This window comes from Paraburkholderia sp. GAS206C, from assembly GCF_050435645.1.
Classification (GTDB): Bacteria; Pseudomonadota; Gammaproteobacteria; order Burkholderiales; family Burkholderiaceae; genus Paraburkholderia; species Paraburkholderia phenazinium_B.
In genome coordinates this window covers 259,521-278,160 of the sequence record NZ_JBNDKR010000004.1, presented here as the reverse complement: position 1 = coordinate 278,160, position 18,640 = coordinate 259,521, and the positions used below count along the sequence as shown (strand labels likewise).

13 protein-coding genes are annotated in these 18,640 nt (G+C 57.2%); 8 read left to right on the top strand and 5 right to left on the bottom strand.

The genetic code is table 11. The annotated features are described in order from the left end of the window. Positions 1–36 precede the first annotated feature (36 nt). The 5 genes from P3T20_RS13385 to tssC are packed head-to-tail and all read right to left on the bottom strand — an operon-like array spanning position 37 to position 4,194. Positions 37–312 carry a PAAR domain-containing protein gene (locus P3T20_RS13385; RefSeq protein WP_074264367.1) on the bottom strand — a complete coding sequence of 92 codons (276 nt, stop codon included), beginning with the start codon at positions 310–312 and terminating at the stop codon, positions 37–39. Positions 313–350: 38 nt separating this feature from the next. Next, complete coding sequence (tssE, locus tag P3T20_RS13380; RefSeq protein WP_074264368.1) at positions 351–782, bottom strand: type VI secretion system baseplate subunit TssE; 432 nt, start codon at positions 780–782, stop codon at positions 351–353. Positions 783–789: 7 nt separating this feature from the next. After that, positions 790–1,452: a DotU family type IV/VI secretion system protein gene (locus P3T20_RS13375; RefSeq protein ID WP_074264369.1), complete on the bottom strand. Its 663-nt coding sequence runs from the start codon at positions 1,450–1,452 to the stop codon at positions 790–792. After that, a complete protein-coding gene (tssK, locus tag P3T20_RS13370) occupies positions 1,449–2,795 on the bottom strand; it encodes a type VI secretion system baseplate subunit TssK (protein WP_074264370.1) in 1,347 nt (448 codons plus the stop codon). The genes P3T20_RS13375 and tssK overlap by 4 nt, the downstream gene beginning before the upstream one ends. Positions 2,796–2,838: 43 nt before the next feature. Further along, positions 2,839–4,194, bottom strand: a complete 1,356-nt coding sequence (gene tssC, locus P3T20_RS13365) for a type VI secretion system contractile sheath large subunit (RefSeq protein ID WP_074264371.1) — start codon at positions 4,192–4,194, stop codon at positions 2,839–2,841. Between the two features lie 287 nt (positions 4,195–4,481). Here tssC and P3T20_RS13360 point away from each other — a divergent pair, with 287 nt between their 5' ends. From P3T20_RS13360 to P3T20_RS13325, 8 genes are all read left to right on the top strand, one after another. After that, positions 4,482–6,809 (top strand): type VI secretion system Vgr family protein, encoded by a 2,328-nt coding sequence (locus P3T20_RS13360; protein ID WP_429287074.1) that lies wholly within the window; start codon positions 4,482–4,484, stop codon positions 6,807–6,809. 17 nt (positions 6,810–6,826) lie between these two features. After that, a complete protein-coding gene (locus P3T20_RS13355; RefSeq protein WP_429287073.1) occupies positions 6,827–9,670 on the top strand; it encodes a lytic transglycosylase domain-containing protein in 2,844 nt (947 codons plus the stop codon). After that, the gene (locus tag P3T20_RS13350; protein ID WP_429287072.1) at positions 9,654–10,280 is read left to right on the top strand and encodes a hypothetical protein; all 627 of its coding nucleotides are present in this window, start codon (positions 9,654–9,656) and stop codon (positions 10,278–10,280) included. The genes P3T20_RS13355 and P3T20_RS13350 overlap by 17 nt, the downstream gene beginning before the upstream one ends. Positions 10,281–10,920: 640 nt before the next feature. Further along, positions 10,921–11,880 (top strand): hypothetical protein, encoded by a 960-nt coding sequence (locus P3T20_RS13345; RefSeq protein ID WP_429287071.1) that lies wholly within the window; start codon positions 10,921–10,923, stop codon positions 11,878–11,880. 661 nt (positions 11,881–12,541) lie between these two features. Then, complete coding sequence (locus P3T20_RS13340) at positions 12,542–13,213, top strand: hypothetical protein (protein WP_429287070.1); 672 nt, start codon at positions 12,542–12,544, stop codon at positions 13,211–13,213. Positions 13,214–13,371: 158 nt separating this feature from the next. Continuing rightward, positions 13,372–13,731, top strand: coding sequence for a hypothetical protein (locus tag P3T20_RS13335; RefSeq protein WP_429287069.1), 360 nt, complete (start codon positions 13,372–13,374; stop codon positions 13,729–13,731). 139 nt (positions 13,732–13,870) lie between these two features. Further along, complete coding sequence (locus P3T20_RS13330; RefSeq protein ID WP_429287068.1) at positions 13,871–15,028, top strand: hypothetical protein; 1,158 nt, start codon at positions 13,871–13,873, stop codon at positions 15,026–15,028. Further along, positions 15,025–18,609 carry an ImcF-related family protein gene (locus P3T20_RS13325; RefSeq protein WP_429287067.1) on the top strand — a complete coding sequence of 1,195 codons (3,585 nt, stop codon included), beginning with the start codon at positions 15,025–15,027 and terminating at the stop codon, positions 18,607–18,609. The genes P3T20_RS13330 and P3T20_RS13325 overlap by 4 nt, the downstream gene beginning before the upstream one ends. Positions 18,610–18,640: the final 31 nt, after the last annotated feature.

Sequence of the window (18,640 nt, the reverse complement as noted above, 5' to 3'; positions counted from 1 at the left end):
GACAGCAGCACGGGCGCATGCGACCGGCCGTATGTATTATTCGTCGTAGTAGTTCGACCGTGCGATGACGCGGTTTTCGCCACGCGGGCACTGACACGCCACGATATCGTTGTCGCGTACTGCGGTCTCACCCGTCAGTCCCCAGCCGGTGGCTGTGCCCAGCATGGGGCCGTTGTGCCCGCAGCGCCCACAGGATGCGAGCCCCATGTTTTTCGCGAGCGCTCCATTTTCGTCGGAGAAGTCCTCGTCACCGTCCAGTACTTCGCCCCCGGTCGTCGTTCCGTTGCCCTTGACTGCCAGCATCGTTCCCATCTCATTCTCCTGTTCGTGTTGAATTCGTCAGTACTGCGTCAATACCGGTCAAGCGCCGCCTGCAGCATCCTGAGTCGGGTTTTTCCGTCCGGTGTGAACACCGTGTCAAAGCGCACCAGTCCCTCCTGGTGCAGGTGGCACACCATCGTGAAGCTGACCACCATGCCGGGTTCCGGGGCGTGCACTTCGATTTCAACCGCCTTCAGGCGCGGCTCGTATTTCAGCAGCGTCGCCTCGATGGCGTTTCTGAGCTTGTGCGTTGATGAGGGCAGGTGGCGGTATATTTCCGACAGATCATCGAGACCGTAATCCGGCAGATGCGCAAGGGAGCGGCGCCGGCTATTCAGGATGCGTTCGATGTTATCCCGCACGGAAAGGAACGTTTGATCCTCCGGCGTGAAATCGCTCACGACAGAGCCGTCGGCGAAGTGCCCCGTGATGCGCTCGAAGAGCCCAGGTCCTATACGCATGAGTCCCTCAACGTGCCATGCCGGCGATCGACGCCAGCAGCCACCGGTCGATGGCGAACCACGCGAGCCCCGCTGCGACGCACGCAATGAGGACCCAGGCCAATGGCGAAAGGGCGCGGCGGCGCGTCCGGGACGGATTCACCACCATGGGGCCGGCCAGATCCCGCGCGGCACCACCCGCGGCCCGCGTGAGACGCTCGTCGATCTCACGGATCAGCCTCATGTGTGCGTCGCCTCCGGCTGCGGCAAATCGACCCTTGAATCCGAGGCCGAGCACGGCGGCGAAGATGGCTAGCAGCGGCAATACTGGCCTTGGCTCGCGAAGACGCTGGCTGATCCGCCGCAGCAGTTCCTCACCCGCATCGTTGCGCCCGAACGCGCGCACTTGCAGCGGTTCGCGTTCCCATGCATCGCGCGCGTCTGCACCGAGTCCATTGAGGGCCGCTTCATCGAGAAGGGCGCATTGAGCGTAGAGCGCATCATCGATCACGTCACGCGGCTGACCACGCCGCTGCAGTTCGTCGCTCAGACTGGCGAGCTGCGCGTCACAGTCTTTGCGCAGGATTTCCAGCGACGGCAGGTTACCGCTGCGCAGCTTCACGATGGTGCGTGCCGTGTCGCGCAGGGCAACGGGCAACAGGTCGAGCGGAGGTGTTGTGGCGATCTTCATGACGGCAGCACCGCATAGACCTCAAGCTCGGCCTCGGGAATCGAGGCCGGCAGATAGATCTGGCAGACCCGCGCGGCAATCATTCGCCCAAAGGCCGGGTCCGTGCTGTCCACCGCGAAATACTGATTTTCGATGCGCACCGGGATCGCGGCCGGCAGGCGCGACACGGGACGCAACGCGATGCCTGGCAGCGCGGAGTTGACAATGTGCTCGACCTCGTCGGGGGCCCCCATCTTGCAGAGCTCCGGTAGCCGCTCGAGAAGGGCATGGGCGGGCATGGCGGCGCGTACCGACAGGTAATAGTCGGCGCCTTCGGTGAGCCGCTCGTCGTTGATGTGGCCAAGCCACGTTGAAGTGCGAAGGCGTTCGAGCGCAATGGGCACGACCCGCGATGGAATCACCGCATCCAGCAGCGCGCGGATCAGGGATTCGAGTTCCGCAAACACGGGTTCCGGTGCGGCATGGTCATAAGCGGGAATGGCCTGCAATGTTTCCGTGGTCGAGAAGGTGAGGAGCGATCCGGCGAGTCGCGCGAGCACCGCATACAGGCGCTCGGGATGTTGGTCGGGCGCCTGAGCGAGGCGCGCCAGTTCTGGCCATGTGCTGTTCACCGAATGCAGCAGCCAGAAAAGCGCGACGTCGGACACTGCGTAGTCTGCGATCTGGTCTGAGCGCTCCTTGCGGCGTACCGCGAGGCTCGCGCTCTTGGCTGTCAGGATCTCGGACAGGCGCCGCATGCGTTGCGTGAGCCGCGTGCTGGCCGACAGGAACAGACATGGAGGCACAAACGTCTCATCGGGTTCGAAGCGGCCCTGCGGCGTGCGCACGAGCCGCGCGAGCGGGCATGTGACATAGTCGTCCGTCTTCTCGAAATCGAACAGCAACGCCACGATCTGCCGTTCAACACTGATCTCCTCCTTTCCCTCGCCGTTGATGTCGACGACATGGAGGAATTCGCGGGTGACGCGCCTTGGCCGCGGGGGCTTCTCGCCCGGTTCCACGCAGTTGCCGCCCTGCGCATCGACGAGCGCCACGCCGGCGAGCACCGTGACCGCCTCGACGCCGGCCGGCACGTCGGCCAGGCTGCGCGCCGCGGGTAGCCAGTCAGCCGTTTCGCTATCGATGAGCGTGCCGTCGCGCAGACGCGCGCCCAGCCTCGCCAGCTGCAGCCGGTCGACGTTGAGCGCCTGCGTATCCAGCGCGACATGAATCACGCCCCACGCATCGGGGCTGGCCATACGGGCAGTCTGGTCATTGGCAAACTGTTCCCACAGTGCCTGCTGCTGGAAGTGCTGCGGCGTCATGAAAATGCCACGCGCCCACAGGGGTTTCGTTATCTTCATTGCTGGTGCTGGTCGGAATTCAGGTAAGGAGAGGGGACAACATTCAACGTCTTGCCTTCGGCATCTGCGACATGAGTGCCAGGCTCACGTCCATACCCTCGATCTGGAAGTGCGGAACGATGAACAGCTTGATGCGGAAGAAGCCCGGGTTGTCTTCGACGTCTTCCACCTCGACCCGGGCTTCGCGCAGCGGGTGGGACGCCTGCAGGTCGTCGCCCGGTGTCGTCATGACCGTCACGAGCCCCTTGATCCAGTTGTTCAGCTCGAGCTCGAGCAGTCTGCGATCCTTGGTGGTCCCGATGTTCTCGCGCTGGATCAGTTTCAGATAGTGCGCGATTCGAGAGAGCAGGAAGATGTACGGCAGGCGCGCGTTGATACGGCTGTTCGCTGCGGCATCACGCGTATCGAAAACGGCAGGCTTCTGCGTTGAATGGGCGGAATAGAAGCACACGTGATCGTGATTGCTGGTGTACGAAAGTGCAATGAGGCCACGCTCCGCGAATTCGAATTCGCGCGTTTCGGGAATCAGCGCGTCGGTTGCGATCTTGCCCAGATGCCCCGTATCGAGGTCATAGAGGTGCACTGACAGGTCCCGGATCAGACCGCCCGCCTGTGGGCCTCGGATCTGCAGGCACCAGCCGTTACGCACGAAACTCCTGACCAGGTTCACGGCGAAGGCAAATGCCGCGTTTGCCCACAGAAAAGCGTCGCGGCCGCCGCCGCGCACGTCTTCGGTGTAGTTGAAACCCCGCACGGGATTCGTATCGGGCCCATACGGCAGGCGCGCGAGAAACCGGGGCAGCGTGAGTCCGACATAGCGCGCATCCTCCGTTTCCCGAAACGCCTTCCACTTGAGGTAGGCCGCGCGTTCGAAGTAACCGGCGAGATCGCGTATGCCCGACACTTCCTCCATGGAGGAGCGGCCAAAGAAGGCCGGCGAGACCGCGCTGATGAATGGCATGTGCGCTGCAGCCGCCACCTTCGAAAGATTCCGCAGCAGCGCAATGTCCGGGGTGCCGGCGTCGAACTCATAGTTCGCGATAATGGCCGCGATGGGGTAGGCGCCGGGCGTGTCGTATTCCTGGGCATACGTGAGCTGGAACAGGCCGCTCTGGATCAGGTCGGGGGCGTCCTCAAAGTCCTCCCGCAAGGTCTCCTTCGAGACGTCGAGTACCTCGATGCACACGTTGCGGCGAAAGTCCGTGCGATCGACCAGAAACTGCAGGCCACGCCATGCGGATTCCAATGCCTGGAAAGCCGGGTGATGCAGGATGGCGTCGATCTGCCGGGCCAGCTTCCGGTCGATGATGGCGAGGTGGTGATCAAGGCGAAGCGGATCCACACGCGCATGCGAGCCCGCCGGCGTTTGCGTAAATGGATCGGATGCTGCGGTCTTCATGTCTCGCTGCCTACTGCTTTGGAAGCTTGCGCTCATCGTTCAGTTCTTGATCTGTCCAAGCATCGATTAGTCGAACATATTTAGCATGGCAGCCATCTCAGAAACAGACTAAATCTCAGTGATTGATTAAAAACAACAAACACCATCAGTTACCGCTTCCGACCCTTCACCAGCGGAATGAAGGCGGGTATCGTCTCCTCCCGAATGTGCATCGCTTGCGTGGCTGTATCTGTTTTTACGCATAGCAGTTGTCAAGTAGTGCTGATCAGGTGAGGAGTCGAAAAAAGATGGCAAGCCTGTATGACGAAGCGAGAAGGTCTGTGTCCAGCGTAACGGCGCTTACAGGACGGCAGGCCTATTTTCTGGATGTGCCGGGCACCGTCAGCGCGGCACAACTGTCGGTCGTGTCATTCGATGCAACCGAGAAGATGGGCGAGCCGATTGAAGTTTGCATTGAACTGACCCATCCGCAACAGCTCGCACGTACCGACTACCTGAACCGCGATGCGGTCTTCACGATCGTGCCTGACGATAGTGCTCCGAAGAAGTTCTCGGGATACATCGAGCGATTCTCAACGATCCAGACCACGAAGGACTATACGAAGTACCGTGTCGTCTTGACGTCCCATTTTGGACGGCTTGCCGCGGTCACGACTACCCAGACCTATCAGCACCAGTCTACGCCCGACATTATCGAGTCGGTGATGCGCCGTCACGGCCTGAGGCCGGAGCAGTACTCGTTTCGCCTCAGGAACCAGTACCTCAAACATCTCTTCCGGTTTCAGTACAAGGTCGACGATCTGGCCTACGTGCGAATGCTGATGGAGAAGTCTGGCATCTACTGCTATGTAGTGGAGACGGAGTACGGCGACCAGGTGGTCTTTAGCGATGACATCGATCACTATCTCTATGACCCACGGCTGATCGTGCCGTATCGTGAAGCGGCTGGCCTCGAAGCGGATGGAGTTGAGGCGGTGACGTCGCTCAGGACACACACGGTCACGGTGCCGCAGTCGTTCGTCGTTGCGGATTACAACCCCGAGCAGGCGTGGGAACGCTTTAAAGATAGCGCCAATGTCGCGCCGCAGGATCCGACGACCTACGGCCAGCCGTACATCTACGGGACAAACCATCTCGACCAGCAGGGTGCGAAGTGGGAGGCGCAACTGCGCCACGAGGCGGCTATCGCGCGGCAGGTGGTATTCGAGGGCGAGAGCAACGTGCTGGCGCTGCGGTGCGGGCGCGTGCTGGAAACCGACGTTACGCTGCCCGACGCGCCCAAGGGTCAGGTGATCGTCGAGGTCACTCACAGCGGTGCGCGTGAAAAGCCCTACACCAACAGCTACAAGGCGATTCCTGCCGACCGGCGCTTCCGTTTGGAACTGAAACCGGAAACCTGGCCGAAAATTGCCGGAACGCTCAGTGCACGGGTTTGCAGTCCTGATAAATACAAATATGGCTATCTGACGTCTGCGGGCTATTACGTCGTCCGCTTCGACGTGGACTTTTCCGACTGGCCCAATGGCGGCGAGAGCGTGCCGCTGCGCCTGGCCAAACCGTTCGCGGGCAAGCTGCAGACGGGCATGCACTTCGTCGCGCTGGACAATGACGAAGCCGTGATCTCATTTAGAGATGGCGATCCCGACAAGCCGGAAATCACGGCTTTCCATCACCATAGCCAGGCGCGCGATCTGGTGACAAACGATCGTCGCTGGTTGTCGCGCAACATGATACGTACGCAGAGCAACAACAAACTGCGGATGGAGGACTGGGCCGGTCAGGAGGGCATCAAGCTCAGCACGGAGCACTCAGGCAAGTCACAGCTCAACCTCGGCTATCTGGTGAACCCGAAGCTTGAGTACAGGGGTGAAGGCTATGAGCTCAGGACGTCAGGCTATGGCGTAAGCCGCGCGGGCAAGGGTCTGCACCTCACGGCGTACGATCGGCCGGACGCGAACGGCAAGCAGCTCGACATGCAGGAGACCATTGCGCAGATTGAAAGCGCACTGGCCACTGCAAAAGCACTAGCGGCATCCGCCAGCGGCGCGAAAGCCGAGCCTGCCGACACCGACGCCCAGCAGCAGATGAAGGACGACTTCGATGGTTTGAAGAAGCCGGGTTTGCTCATGAGCACGCCAGCTTCGGCGGCACTTGTGACGGGACAGGGCGTTCAGTTCGCGGCGCAGGGCAGCATCAACACGGTAGCTGGGAAGAACGCCGATTTCAACGTGGTGAAGCGCTTCACTGTCGCCGCTGGTGACCTGATTTCGATGTTCGCCCAGAAGCTCGGCATCAAGATCTATGCCGCTAAAGGCCCTGTCGAGATTCAGGCTCAGAGCGATGCGATGTCGCTGCTAGCCGATCAGGATGTATCGGTATCGAGCATCAACGGCACAGTCCGCGTCAGCGCGAAGAACGAACTCGTCCTCGAATGCGGCGGCGCGTTCATTCAGCTAAAGGACGGCAATGTGACGCTCGGTGGTCCCGCCGATCTGTTCTTCAAGGTCATCACGGTCCAGAAGAAGGGCGCGGCGTCGATGCAGATTTCATCAACGCTACCCGCGGCAAATGACCTCCCTGACCTGACCGGGCATGGCTCCAAGTTTTCCGGCTAATCTCATTCGATCTGCAAATGGCCTCTCCACAAAACCATCCACCAGCGCCGCAGAACAATCCGGCGAGTGCACCGACTGCCACATCGCTGACCTGGCGTTATCCGTTTTCAGCGAAGGACGGCAAGGAAATCACTGACCCGCAGATTTTCTATGGTGCCTTAGGCGCGATGAGCGATGGCTTTTTTCCGCTTGGTGTAAATGGCTTTCCGCACGGCGGCGTTCACTTCGGCCCGGCTTCCGGGTCGCGCGTAGACCAGTCGAAGGGCGTGCGGGTTATCGCCAATGGAGATATCGTTGCCTACAAGCTCGACGATACGTACCCGCATCTGCAATTCACGCAGACGCGGCACTGGGCTTTGTATTCGACAGGTTTTGTGCTGGTCCGGCACAAGATGACAATGCCTCCAGCACCTGGAAGTTCCGCCCCGCAGCCGGAGGACGAGACGCTGACGTTCTTCAGCCTCTATATGCACATGGCGGATTGGAGCACTTATCTGGCGGACGACAAACTTGACCGGCCGGGCTGGTGGCTTGGTGTGGACGCCTTTCGCATAAAGGCAAAAGACACGCAGATTGGCGGTGGCGCATCCGGGGCTTTCGTACTGACCGCGCCAATGCATGGCAAGAAAAAAGGCCAGTACGTTCAGGGGGAGCCGGTTGGCTTTCTGCCCGAAGGCAGCGAAGTCACGATCAGTGAAACGCGTGGATCGTGGGGGCACATCAAGGAGGTGACTTCGGGGGCTATGATTGCCGCCACCGGCGGGGCGGTTTTTGGTTCCGACGACTTGAACAATCCATGGACTCGACCGGACGATGATGTTGCTAGCCCAAATGCCGGCGAGAATTCCCATGTTCCTTCAGCACCGAAAACTGTACCGCTGACGCCGGAAGGGGATTGGGGGTGGATCAAGTTGCAAGATCACCGGCCCTTGAAGGAGCCGACGGGCGTTGGCACCGTGATTACTCCGCCCAAAGATCATCCTATCCATGTGGATGCGGGAGCATTGTTGGGGCAGCTTGGAGAGTACATCGATTACGAAACCTCAACGCCTCTGCCACCGGTCCCGAGTCGGCAGTTGTTGCATCTGGAGGTTTTCGCCGACGAAACGCTCAAGGCGTTCATTGAGAAAAGTCGCTCGCGGGTTGCAAATCTGCCTCCCAACGACAGTGGCCGAACCATCTTCGTTATACAGGCAGGTGCGAAGCTTGTGGCAAAGCCAATCGACCCCGACCTCAAACTCGGCGACGGGGTGCGGCTTGCCAAACTTACGCTTACCCCTGCGAGCCCGAAAACTTGCCCTTGGGTACAGGTCCAGCCGTGGATTTCTGGTCCGTCAGGCCAAGCGCAGCAGTATCAAGGGGCGGTCTGGATTGCACGCTCGAACTTAAGCCGGCTCGATTCTCCGAATGGATTGCCGGCTTGGAAGTCGTTTCCGTTGCAATTGAGCCAGGCCAGTTCACCGGTCAACTCCGATCTGGTGACGTACCCGCGTGCGGAATTGAATTCGCTCGGCGATGGAAACGTCGCGGTCGACGACAAGGGCGTATCCTGGTGGCGCCTCGAAGTCCCTACAGGTTCGGGGCAAGCGGCCACGGGTTGGGTTTGTGGCGGGAAGCAATCTGACGGTAGCGGAAATCAACCCGGCACCCGTTGGGAGAGTCCGTGGGCATGGCCGGGCTTTGAAATTGTGGACGCAACGGGGATCAACCTCACCGATGCCTTCAAACGAAATCTCTCGGTCACCGGCTCGGCGAATCCGAAAGAACAGAAGGCATTCGCACCGTCCACTGCGGCCGTAGGCAACAGTGCTCTCCTGTCGAAGCTTGAGCAGACGGTAAGTCGTCTGCCGTCGCCTAATGGCACAAAAGATCAACAAGGCAAGGATGGCAGTGCAGTTGTCACTGCGGTCAAGTTGAGGCAGGCACTCGGACGTCGATGGCTGGCAAGTGATCTGGGCCACGTCATCCTGAAATACGAGAGCGAATGGGGCGGAGGCACGAGCCGCTGGGAAGCACTCACGCCGCTCATGCGGAATGCGGCCGAGAACTGGATGTGCGAGTTGGAGCGTATCAAAAAGCTCCAGTGGTGGGATTCAGTGAAGGGTAAGGTGGAAGGTTTTCCATCCAGCCCGCTGGTGAATCACTTTCATCCGGTAGCTATGGTTGCGAATTTCATCGGCGGCAGGAAGAGACGGGACTACGATCTGGGCAAACTGTCAACCCAATATGAAACCGGTGGGCGCGGTCCGAGCACGGTATCCGGTGGGCAAGGAGATCCTGGTGGGGTTTCGTACGGCACGTACCAAATGACCAGCAAGACACGCCAAACCGATGGCACATTTGTCATTGGGGGAACGGTCAAGATTTTTGTGACTTCTACAGACTTTCCTTGGGCTGCAGATTTCGCTGCGTTGACACCGGGCACACCAGCCTTTACCAGCAAATGGAAGGAAACTGTACAGAACAACACGAGCCAATTCATTTCCGTCGAGCATGAATTCATGAAGAGGACCCATTTCGACGTGCAGATTAGTACCGTGATATCCAAGACCGGCGTAGATCTTCGCTATCACTCACACGCAATAAATGATGTCGTATGGTCGACTGCAGTTCAGCATGGCCAGACAACAGATGTTGTAACGTTAGCGATAAAAAATCTGAACAGGCCAAACTCGGAAACCCGTGAATATGACCGAGCCCTGATTGATGCCATTTATGAAGAACGCGGGAAGACCAACTCGCACGGCCAATTGATTAGATTCATACATTCGTCGGCTGCCCAGCAAGCGGGAGTCGCTGGACGATACACGTCGGAAAGGCCAAAGGCTCAGGATGAACTGCGAAATGAAAGCGACTATTAAAGCAATTTTTCTCAGTGTTCTACTTCTTCAATCCCGGTATGCAATGTGCGGAACAGCAATAAGCGTATACAGCGGCGCGCACGGCGACGCCATTTTGATTGATTCTGGCGAAAGTAAAACGCTACTTGTAGCTGGGGGAGCCATACCTCAGGGTCCGGCTACGCCTTCGGATTGCTTTGCAAAGGCCACGCTGCATCTAAAGAAGGGGCCAAATTTTTATGAGGGTCCGCTCAACCCTGTTCACAACGAGATAATCGACGTCGATACTGAAACTATTTCAGGGAAGCAAGCTGGCGTATTTATCTATCCGTCTCGTATTCGCATTGGAAACGTGGAGGTTGACGGTATTTGTGCCGACGGCATAGATTTCTCGGGTTACTATAAAAAAGTCGCCGAGCAAAGTGCGAAATACGCAAGCACCTTCACTTATTTTATGCGTATGGAAGACCAGAACGCAGCGGAAATGAGAAAGGACGGTAAGCCCGCTGAGGCGAATGAAGAGTTGCGACCTTTCATTGAGGCAAACCACAGAAAATTGAAATTAGATAATCAAGATAGAAAAACCGTCGAATACATTTCAAAAGAATATGGATTCACACAGAAACCATGATTACGCTTGCCGTCAACGGGAGGCCCCCTAGGGAAGGCGATTTGGATTCACGGTGGGGAATGTATAGTGAAAAGATTAAGAGATACGCTAATGTTCATGATATGCATTGCATGCACATCGCTTCCTGTCTACGCTACAGAGGAGTCGGTGATCGCAGTGTCTGCCGACGCGATTCGGGTCGGTTGCTCGGTATTGTTCTCTAAACAATTTCATCCCGTCCAGGTTGACCCATTAAGTACCGCTCCTTTGATCTGTTGGCAACATGGCAATGTAACGATGATGAAAAATCGGTAATTGACAAATATAAACGGCCCCAGCCCAGAGGTGGCAACTGTGTTTTACTGGGGTCGTTATTACATCGTGGTGCTTGTAAATGGTCGACAAATTCACTCGCGGCGGATTATAGCGGTGTTTTTTACAACGCATTTATATATAAATATACTAAGGCCTCCAGAAAAGGTAATTTGAAATGGATACCGTAGCAATGAAACGTCTTCCAGCCGGCTGGGATGGTCAGGCGAAAGACGGAAAAGTCGTCGTGTATCAATTTAAGGAGGCGGCTCCGATACGCAAGAGACTTCAGGCGATTCATCCTGATCGATAGGACGATCTGGAAAACATAATTGATAAGGTGTCTCAATTGAGGAACATTATCCTCTCGATTATGCTAGCACTTTTGCCTCTGACAACGGCACGCGCTGAGGTACGTTATCAACTTCCAGACGTAACAATTTGTGATGCGCAAGCTGGTTGCGCCATAGCTATTGATGAAAATGGTTTCCTAAGGGACTCAAAATCTCACGAAATGATCTTCAATCAGTCACTTAGGCAAACTGTTTTTGACAGTTATTTGGTGTTAAAGTCGGGTGGCTACTACATTATTGAGCACAGCAATACAACTTCTTCAAAAAACTGGGATGTTCTCTTGCTTACCTACGTAGGTGGGGCTGCGCGTGCTGAGCGAGCGGTTTCCTTGTCAAGAGGCTTTGCGATTAAGACGCCGACGGTTTACTGGAGCGGCTACGAATGTAGAGGTGACGCTCTTATGGATAGGCAATACACACCGTTTGACGCTGCAGAAAAGGCATTATGCGGAAAGGGGTATCAGTCGGATTCCTTGGGTCTGGCAAAAAGTGCAGTCGTCGAGACGGCTAAAAAACGTGGCTTAGTAGTCAATATCCCTGTTTATGGACTGGTATCGAAAAAAAATGTAATTTACTTTTTCCCGGGGAACGATGAACCCGACGCGGGGGCATTGCTTTGTTTGCAGAATTGCAAGTCTGGGCAAGAGGCTTTTGGACGATACGGCGGATGGGTCGATAAAGCTCTTTGGATCGACAGCGTCCTTCATAGCTCAGAAAATCTTGGCGTCTTGACTGGTAGCTATGTTTATATTGGGAAAAAGGAAAGAATTAACCTTTCCGGTAATTATTTGGCTGGTAAATTGAATTTACGCGAGTCGCTCTCTTTTGAGGCGGGGAGTCCGCAAGAGGAAGCTGAATTTGACGGCAATGGCTCAAGCGATGCGTTTGTGGGGAAATGGCACTCCCTTGTATCCGGAAAGACATATGAATTCTTTATGGCTTCGCGAATTTATTGAAGATGCATGCTTAGTGACAAAATCGCTTTCAACAGAGTGAGGCATTGACAATAGAAAATTTCTGCAGGGTTAGTCATCGCTTCCATGTCTCTCAGTGCGAATGCGGCGTAATCGCTAAAATTTATAAAATTATGGACCGGAGTACATCAGGTGACGTTGGAGATAATGTCGCCAAAGTGCTAAATCCGGGGATTTTTTCGCTGTCCTTGCCAGCGCCATTGGCGTATGGTCTCTTGTGTTTATCGAGTCAGATCATACAAGGATGGCTATGATTAGAATAAGTAGGTATCGAAATTTTATGGCTCTGGATTTGATGGAAACAGGAAAGTAAGATGATCAAATTCCAATTTAAAGATGCATTTTCAATTAGAAAATATCTGAATCAGAGCCACGGGAGCGCAAAAAAAGGCAGAAGTAATTTTGGGTTCGTCTTGATTGGCCTTGCACCTGCTCACGGCACATATACTGTCAAAGTTAGCGTCGGATTAAATCATGTGGACAGGTGATTTGCCGTCTTGAATAATTTGGCAGAACTACTTCGGACTAAAATGCGTGACAATTCCAGAATTGATACCCTGCGACTATCCGATAAAAACTCCTTTTATGGCATTGATTTTTACAAAAAAATCGGAAATGTATCAAGGAAACGTCGAGGCAGTTGATGCAAAGAAATAAAAAATTTGGTTTCGTGAGGATATTTCTGCTCCCGCTTGTCGTTTTGACGTTCACTACATCTAATGCTGCGAAAGCGGAATCGCTGCACGGAAAATTTCTCAATGGAAAGACATACAGAGGGGAATACTCTATCGCAGAAAGCAGCAATGAAGACGGAATACGGGTGGATCCCGTGACCGTAAAATTGAAGGTCAACGGAGAGAAAGGTCTATTGCTGTATACGTACATTGCTGACGACCTTCCTTCTATAAAAGCAAGTGATATGGGTTTCTTGTCAATTGTTGTAAAGTCGGGCGGAATGGAGGGGAGCGTCACATATAACTATGTGATCCTGAACCATGGCGCGCTGGTATCAATTGGCATCGTTCAAACGACACTTCATCTTGGAAAAGTTGAAAGCATCGATGTGCAACCAAACAAAAAATTGACGAGAGACGAAATCAATGAATTTGTGAGGCAGATTGTGAGATTCAATCCCCCGGCCTTGTCTGAGCCCTTAAACGCATATTCTGCTGCGACGTTGCTGCTTCTTGGCCAAGGGAGATTCCTGACGCCAGAGGACGATTCCAGGTTGTCGGCTCTATACGGGAACAGGGAAATATCCTCGGATAAGGTCTTGTTACGTGCAATCAAGATAGCAATCATTCCTGTCGCCTAAGGTGATGGGAGTACTCAGGTTTCAAGATGAGAAGGCTGTCGTTAGTAATAGAGCGTATTTTTTTAAATTCCCATCGCTATTAGACATTGAAAAATTGCACTTGATTAGGAGCGATGTTGCGAACTTGATAAAAACCAAGTGGTAGTTAAAGTTGGCCCGTGGACTATCTGTCATTGCGTGGTTTAAAAACAGAGAGATGGCTCCAATGTGGAGATTTGGACTACTGTCGCTGGAAAATGGCCACTGGATCTCCGCAAGTACGGACGAAGCATGAGGTATTTTTTTGTTTTGGCGATGCCATTTTTGATTTTTCAAAGTCAAATACTGAAGCTGAGAAGGCAATATGCAGCTCAATTGAATTGTCAACTTCTGATCGAAGCGTATCGCAGGCCTACAAGCCTGCTCAATCTCAATATCGTGGTGCTGGCAACGATGTCCGCTCGCTCACGCCCGAAAAAAATGGCTTGCGAAACGCAATGAATGTGACGCAGACAGGAATTGTCTCCTTTCCTCAATGAGAAAGCGGTTGAATGAACTGTCAACTCTTTCTCAATAACACCGCAATGCTCATTGGTTTGAACCGCCAGAGCCGAACTCGGCCGTCCAATCAGGGATTCAATTAAAAATGCATGTAGATTTCGTGGTCAATATTGCCTGATGTCCTGGCCTATTCCAGTTTTCATAAAGATCGAATACCCGAAGCCGATCTCCTGGCGCCTGTGGCTGCCGACGCTCGCCGCGGTCGCCGCGGGAGCAGCAGGCGCTGTTTTGCTGATATGGCCGCACGGTAAGTCCACACAGACGTTCCAGTTCTGGGCCACGCTGATTGGCGCGCCGCTGGTTGCCTGCGCGTTGGCGTTTGGCATAAGGTTGAACGACTGGGAAGACGAGCAAACTGATGCTGAGGAATGCGAAATAGAGCAGCAACGCCTTCGAGGCATGTGGCGTGAATGGACCCGCCGCCATTTGTGCGTCCTCGATGCAGCAGCCTTTCCTGCGTCCACAGATGAAATTGCCAGATTCGCCGGCGCGAAAGCCGACCTTCCAGGCAACAGCGATCGAAGCATAACCTTTGACTGGGTGAAAGGCCGCGCGACAGCGTTCCGACGCGCACGCCTGTTGCATCTCATCGTGCGGCGTTTTGCCGACACGCTCGCGCTCCATAAAGAGGTCATCGTCACGTTGATGCTGGACGACGCGTCGCTTGGACATGACGTCGCCTGGACTAAGGAGGTGATGCGCATTTTCGGGCATCTGGTTCCAGGAACGACATGTCACGTCGAAGTGCAATCAGCAAAGGGCAGCGTGCAGTGGATTACCCGGCAGGTAGACACGGTCGATCCAGCCACGCGACTTGTGATCGCTGCACAACTGTGGGCGGACGAGGAACAGGAGCACGAGTTCAGCGAAGGAGCCGCGGCCTTTCTGATCACGCCGAGCGCGGCGCAGGCAGGTTCCATATGCCGTCCCATGGCGAGCACACGCGACACGCTGGAGACCGGACTTTCCCAGATCAAGGCGTACCAGGTGCCTCCTGAACGTCTGGCACTTGCGTGGTTCACCCGCTGCGAAGAGGCCGAGTCAACGGCTATCCGTTCGGCAGTGACAGAGGATCCGAAGGATTCGACCGTCGAACGCCTGCTTGACAAATCCTTGGGATTGCCCGGACCGGCCAGTGGCTGGATTGCACTCGCGATTGCAATGGAAGCGATGCGCGGTGCTGGACCACAGCTTGTCGTCTGGCGTGACCCCGCGTCCGAACCCCTTTATCTGTGCACTATCTCGCCCCTGCCTCAAAAGGAAACAACGGTTTGAAGAGCGAAAAAAGACATATCCTGGGCCGGATTCTGATCACTGCCGCGCTCATTGCAGCGGCAGCATCGGTACTTTTCTTTACCGTGGATACGAAGGATCTGGCTGCATGGTTCATCCGGTATCGAACCCCGCTTGTCCCTATTGCATTCCTTGTCCTCGCTGGAATCGGCTTTCTTCTTCAGCGACGCAAGCAGAAGCGGGACACGATCCAGCAGGCGTCTAAAGACCAGAACGCCGAACCGGACCAGAAGACTGATCTCGCAGCTAACGCCGTAAAGAATCTGGCAGAGCAGGTCGCGACCTGGGCGGAAAACCTGAAGCTGCACCTCAAGCAGAAGCGGTGGTTTCGCTGGGCCCACGTTCAACCGTGGGTACTGGTTGCGGGAGATGCCGCGACTGTCACGGCGCTGATGCCGGAACTGGCCACGAAGGGCGCATTGATTATGGACGACGCCGTGCTGCTCTGGGGTGGCCTGGGCGCCGATGATCGTCCGGATGAATTGTGGCTGCGCCAGATTTACTGGCTCCGATGGAGCCGTCCGCTCGATGCAATCGCGCTCGTGCTGGACAACGCAACGATATTGCTTAACCACTCGCAGGAGAAGAATCGTTGGGGTCTTAACCTTGCGCGCATCAGGGAGCTCCTGCGCTGGTCCGCACCGGTGTACGTGCTTGACGTCGCAGACACCGACCCCATGCACCGGATCGACACACCCGTGACCGGCTGCGAACTGACTCATCCGCTCAACGCATCAGCCATCGAAGCCACTCTGCTCGAACTACGCGACAGACTCGCCGACCGAAGCGTGCATCAACTTGCCAGTAACAGCAGCGACGCCTACGCATCGGAACTATCCGCCCGGCTCGACACCCGAAGCGCGCCACTCGCGCGCTGGATCGCTGGCCTCTCCGACTGGCAGCGCCGCCCCTTGCCAATAGCGGGCGCCTTCTTTGCGCCGCTGCCCGATCCCACCGCGTCGACCTCCGGTTCGGACAGCGCCCGCCTGCCTCTGTGGCGTCATCTTGCCGACGCGTCACAACGCACGCCGGGCCACCGCACGTTTTCGCATCCCTTCAACGTGACGTCACTGGTTGCGCTTGCCTTTATCGGCCTATGGAGCGCCGGCATGCTCCTCTCGGCCACGAACAACGCGCATGAGGTCATGCTCACCAAAGACTCCCTGCAAACCCTCAACCGCGCGGGCGATACCCCCGCGCATCTGCGCGCGCTGCTCGCCCTCCAGCAGCGCATCGCCCTGCACGAGGCGCGCGTGCAGGAACATACGCCACTGCTCACCCGTTTCGGGCTGAACCACGACCGCGCCATCCTCGATGCACTGTGGACGCCGTATGCGCGTGCCGCCCGGCCGCTGCTCGTCGCCCCCGTCCAGCAGGATCTTGAGGGCCAACTCGTCGATCTCGGCCAGATGTCCACAGCGCAGGTCGACGATCAGGGCAGCCAGATGGCTCAGGACGGTCAGCAGGCACTCAAGACCTATCTCATGATGGTCGACCCACAGCGTGCCGATCCGGCCTTCATGACGCCGCAACTCGAGCATCACTGGAACCTCGACACGGGCCTGCGGCCAGGCGAGAAGCTCGACCTGTCAGCACAGTTGCTGGGCTTCTGGGCCCAGCATTTTCCGTCGCACCCCGACTGGGGTATCCAGCCGCGCGAGGATCTCGTCGGCAATGCACGCCAGACGCTGCTCGCGGTCATCGGCGTCAGGAACTCCGAGGACACGATCTACCAGAACATCCTCGGTTCGGTGGGCCACAAGTATCCCGATCAGACACTGGCGTCGCTGACGGCGGGTACGGATACGCGCGGCCTGTTCTCGATGGCGTCCACGGTGCCTGGTGTCTTCACCCGCCAGGCCTGGGAGGGTTCCATCGAAGCCGCGATCGACGAGGCCGCGAAACATAACGGCGTGGCGGCCGACTGGGTACTCGGTGCCGGCAGCGCGCAATTGGGTACATCTGCGGATGCACCGACGCCGGAGGCGCTGCGCGCAACCCTGCGCGCCCATTACTTTGCCGATTACGCCGGGCACTGGCAGGACTTCATGAACGGTATCCGCTGCGAAGCCGCGCCCACGTTGCCGGCGGCCGTGGGGCAGCTCAGGCTGATCGCAGATGCGCGGCAGTCGCCGCTCATCGCACTGATGAAGGCACTCGCCTGGCAAGGCGGTGCGGGCGCGCAGCAGGCGACGCTTTCCGACGCGCTGGTCACCCGCGCACAGAATCTGTTCAGTAAAAAGGACGATGCCCCGCAGCCGGCTCAGGCCGACCCGGCCGGACCGCTCGGCGCGGCCTTTGGGCCAGTGCTCAAGCTGGCTGCGCAGGGCAGTGGCAACGTTGCGCCTGCCGGCAGCGATCTGAGCATGGAGCGGTTTACCGAACGCGTGACGACGCTGCGACTGAAGCTCCAGCAAATCAGCGACAGTGTCGATTCCGATGACCAGGCACGCCAGGTCGCGCAGTCGCTCTTTCAGGGCAAGGGCTCCGACCTGTCCGATACGCTCGCCTACGCGCAGCTCGTCGCCGCCAGTCTCGGTGAGCAGTGGGCGGGCATGGGCGAGGCCCTGTTCGTGCAGCCCATCGAACAGGCGACGCAGACGGTGTTGACACCTGCCGAGGCGAGCCTGAACGACGCCTGGCGCCAGGCGATCGTTGCTGCCTGGAACCGCTCGTTTGCAGGACGCTATCCATTTGCCAGCACGGCGAACGATGCTTCGCTGCCCGAGCTTGCCCGCTTCGTACGTCCCCAGGGAGGACTGATCAATACGTTCCTCTCGACGCAACTGGCCGGCGCGCTTCAACTGCAGGGCGATCAGTGGGTGCCGGCATCGGGCGGATCGCGCACAGGCGGCGCGGCGCGTGCGTTCGATCCGGCCTTCCTGAAAGCCATCAATACGCTGCAGCAGATCGCGGGTCATCTGCTCGCGCAAGGTGAGCCGCAGTACGTGTTCGGACTGAAACCCGTGCCGACGCCTGGCGTGACGGACACGCTGCTGACGCTCGACGGACAGACGCTGCACTACTACAACCAGCAGGAGACGTGGCGCACGATGACATGGCCGTCGAACGATCCGCAAGCCGCCGGCACGCGGCTCGACTGGCAGATGGATACGGTGGGCACGAATAAAAGCTTCGAGTTCAGCGGACGCTGGGCACTGGTGCGCATGCTGGAGCGGGTGAAGGTCGAACCGGTGGACAGCGCGACCTATCAGCTGACATGGCAGGCCAGTCCGGAAAGCGCAGATCCGAAGCCTGCCGCCTCAAAGGCTGACGACGTAGAGGAGGAGGGGACGCCGCTGACAATGCAGGGGCCGCTCGCGCCCGCACCTTCGAACATGACGCATCCGCTGCGCTACCTGATTCGTACCGACGTGGGCAAAGGGCCGCTGGAACTGCTCGCACTCCGGGGCTTCGTGTTGCCATCGCGCATCTTCGTCGATCGCACGGGGCCCGTTGCAAAGCTGCTCCAGCCTAATGGGCCGCCACCGTTGCCCAAAGCGGCGCGTGACGCTGCCAGGAACGCAGAGGTACCGATTCCGCAGGGCCGTGTGCCGTCATGACACATTGGCCCGTACAGCAACCTGAACAGAT

Bases quoted from the DNA above. Each gene is read 5' to 3' on its own strand.
- P3T20_RS13385 (WP_074264367.1), bottom strand. From the start codon at position 312: ATGGGAACGATGCTGGCAGTCAAGGGCAACGGAACGACGACCGGGGGC.
- tssE (WP_074264368.1), bottom strand. From the start codon at position 782: ATGCGTATAGGACCTGGGCTCTTCGAGCGCATCACGGGGCACTTCGCC.
- P3T20_RS13375 (WP_074264369.1), bottom strand. From the start codon at position 1,452: ATGAAGATCGCCACAACACCTCCGCTCGACCTGTTGCCCGTTGCCCTG.
- tssK (WP_074264370.1), bottom strand. From the start codon at position 2,795: ATGAAGATAACGAAACCCCTGTGGGCGCGTGGCATTTTCATGACGCCG.
- tssC (WP_074264371.1), bottom strand. From the start codon at position 4,194: ATGAAGACCGCAGCATCCGATCCATTTACGCAAACGCCGGCGGGCTCG.
- P3T20_RS13360 (WP_429287074.1), top strand. From the start codon at position 4,482: ATGGCAAGCCTGTATGACGAAGCGAGAAGGTCTGTGTCCAGCGTAACG.
- P3T20_RS13355 (WP_429287073.1), top strand. From the start codon at position 6,827: ATGGCCTCTCCACAAAACCATCCACCAGCGCCGCAGAACAATCCGGCG.
- P3T20_RS13350 (WP_429287072.1), top strand. From the start codon at position 9,654: ATGAAAGCGACTATTAAAGCAATTTTTCTCAGTGTTCTACTTCTTCAA.
- P3T20_RS13340 (WP_429287070.1), top strand. From the start codon at position 12,542: ATGCAAAGAAATAAAAAATTTGGTTTCGTGAGGATATTTCTGCTCCCG.
- P3T20_RS13330 (WP_429287068.1), top strand. From the start codon at position 13,871: ATGTCCTGGCCTATTCCAGTTTTCATAAAGATCGAATACCCGAAGCCG.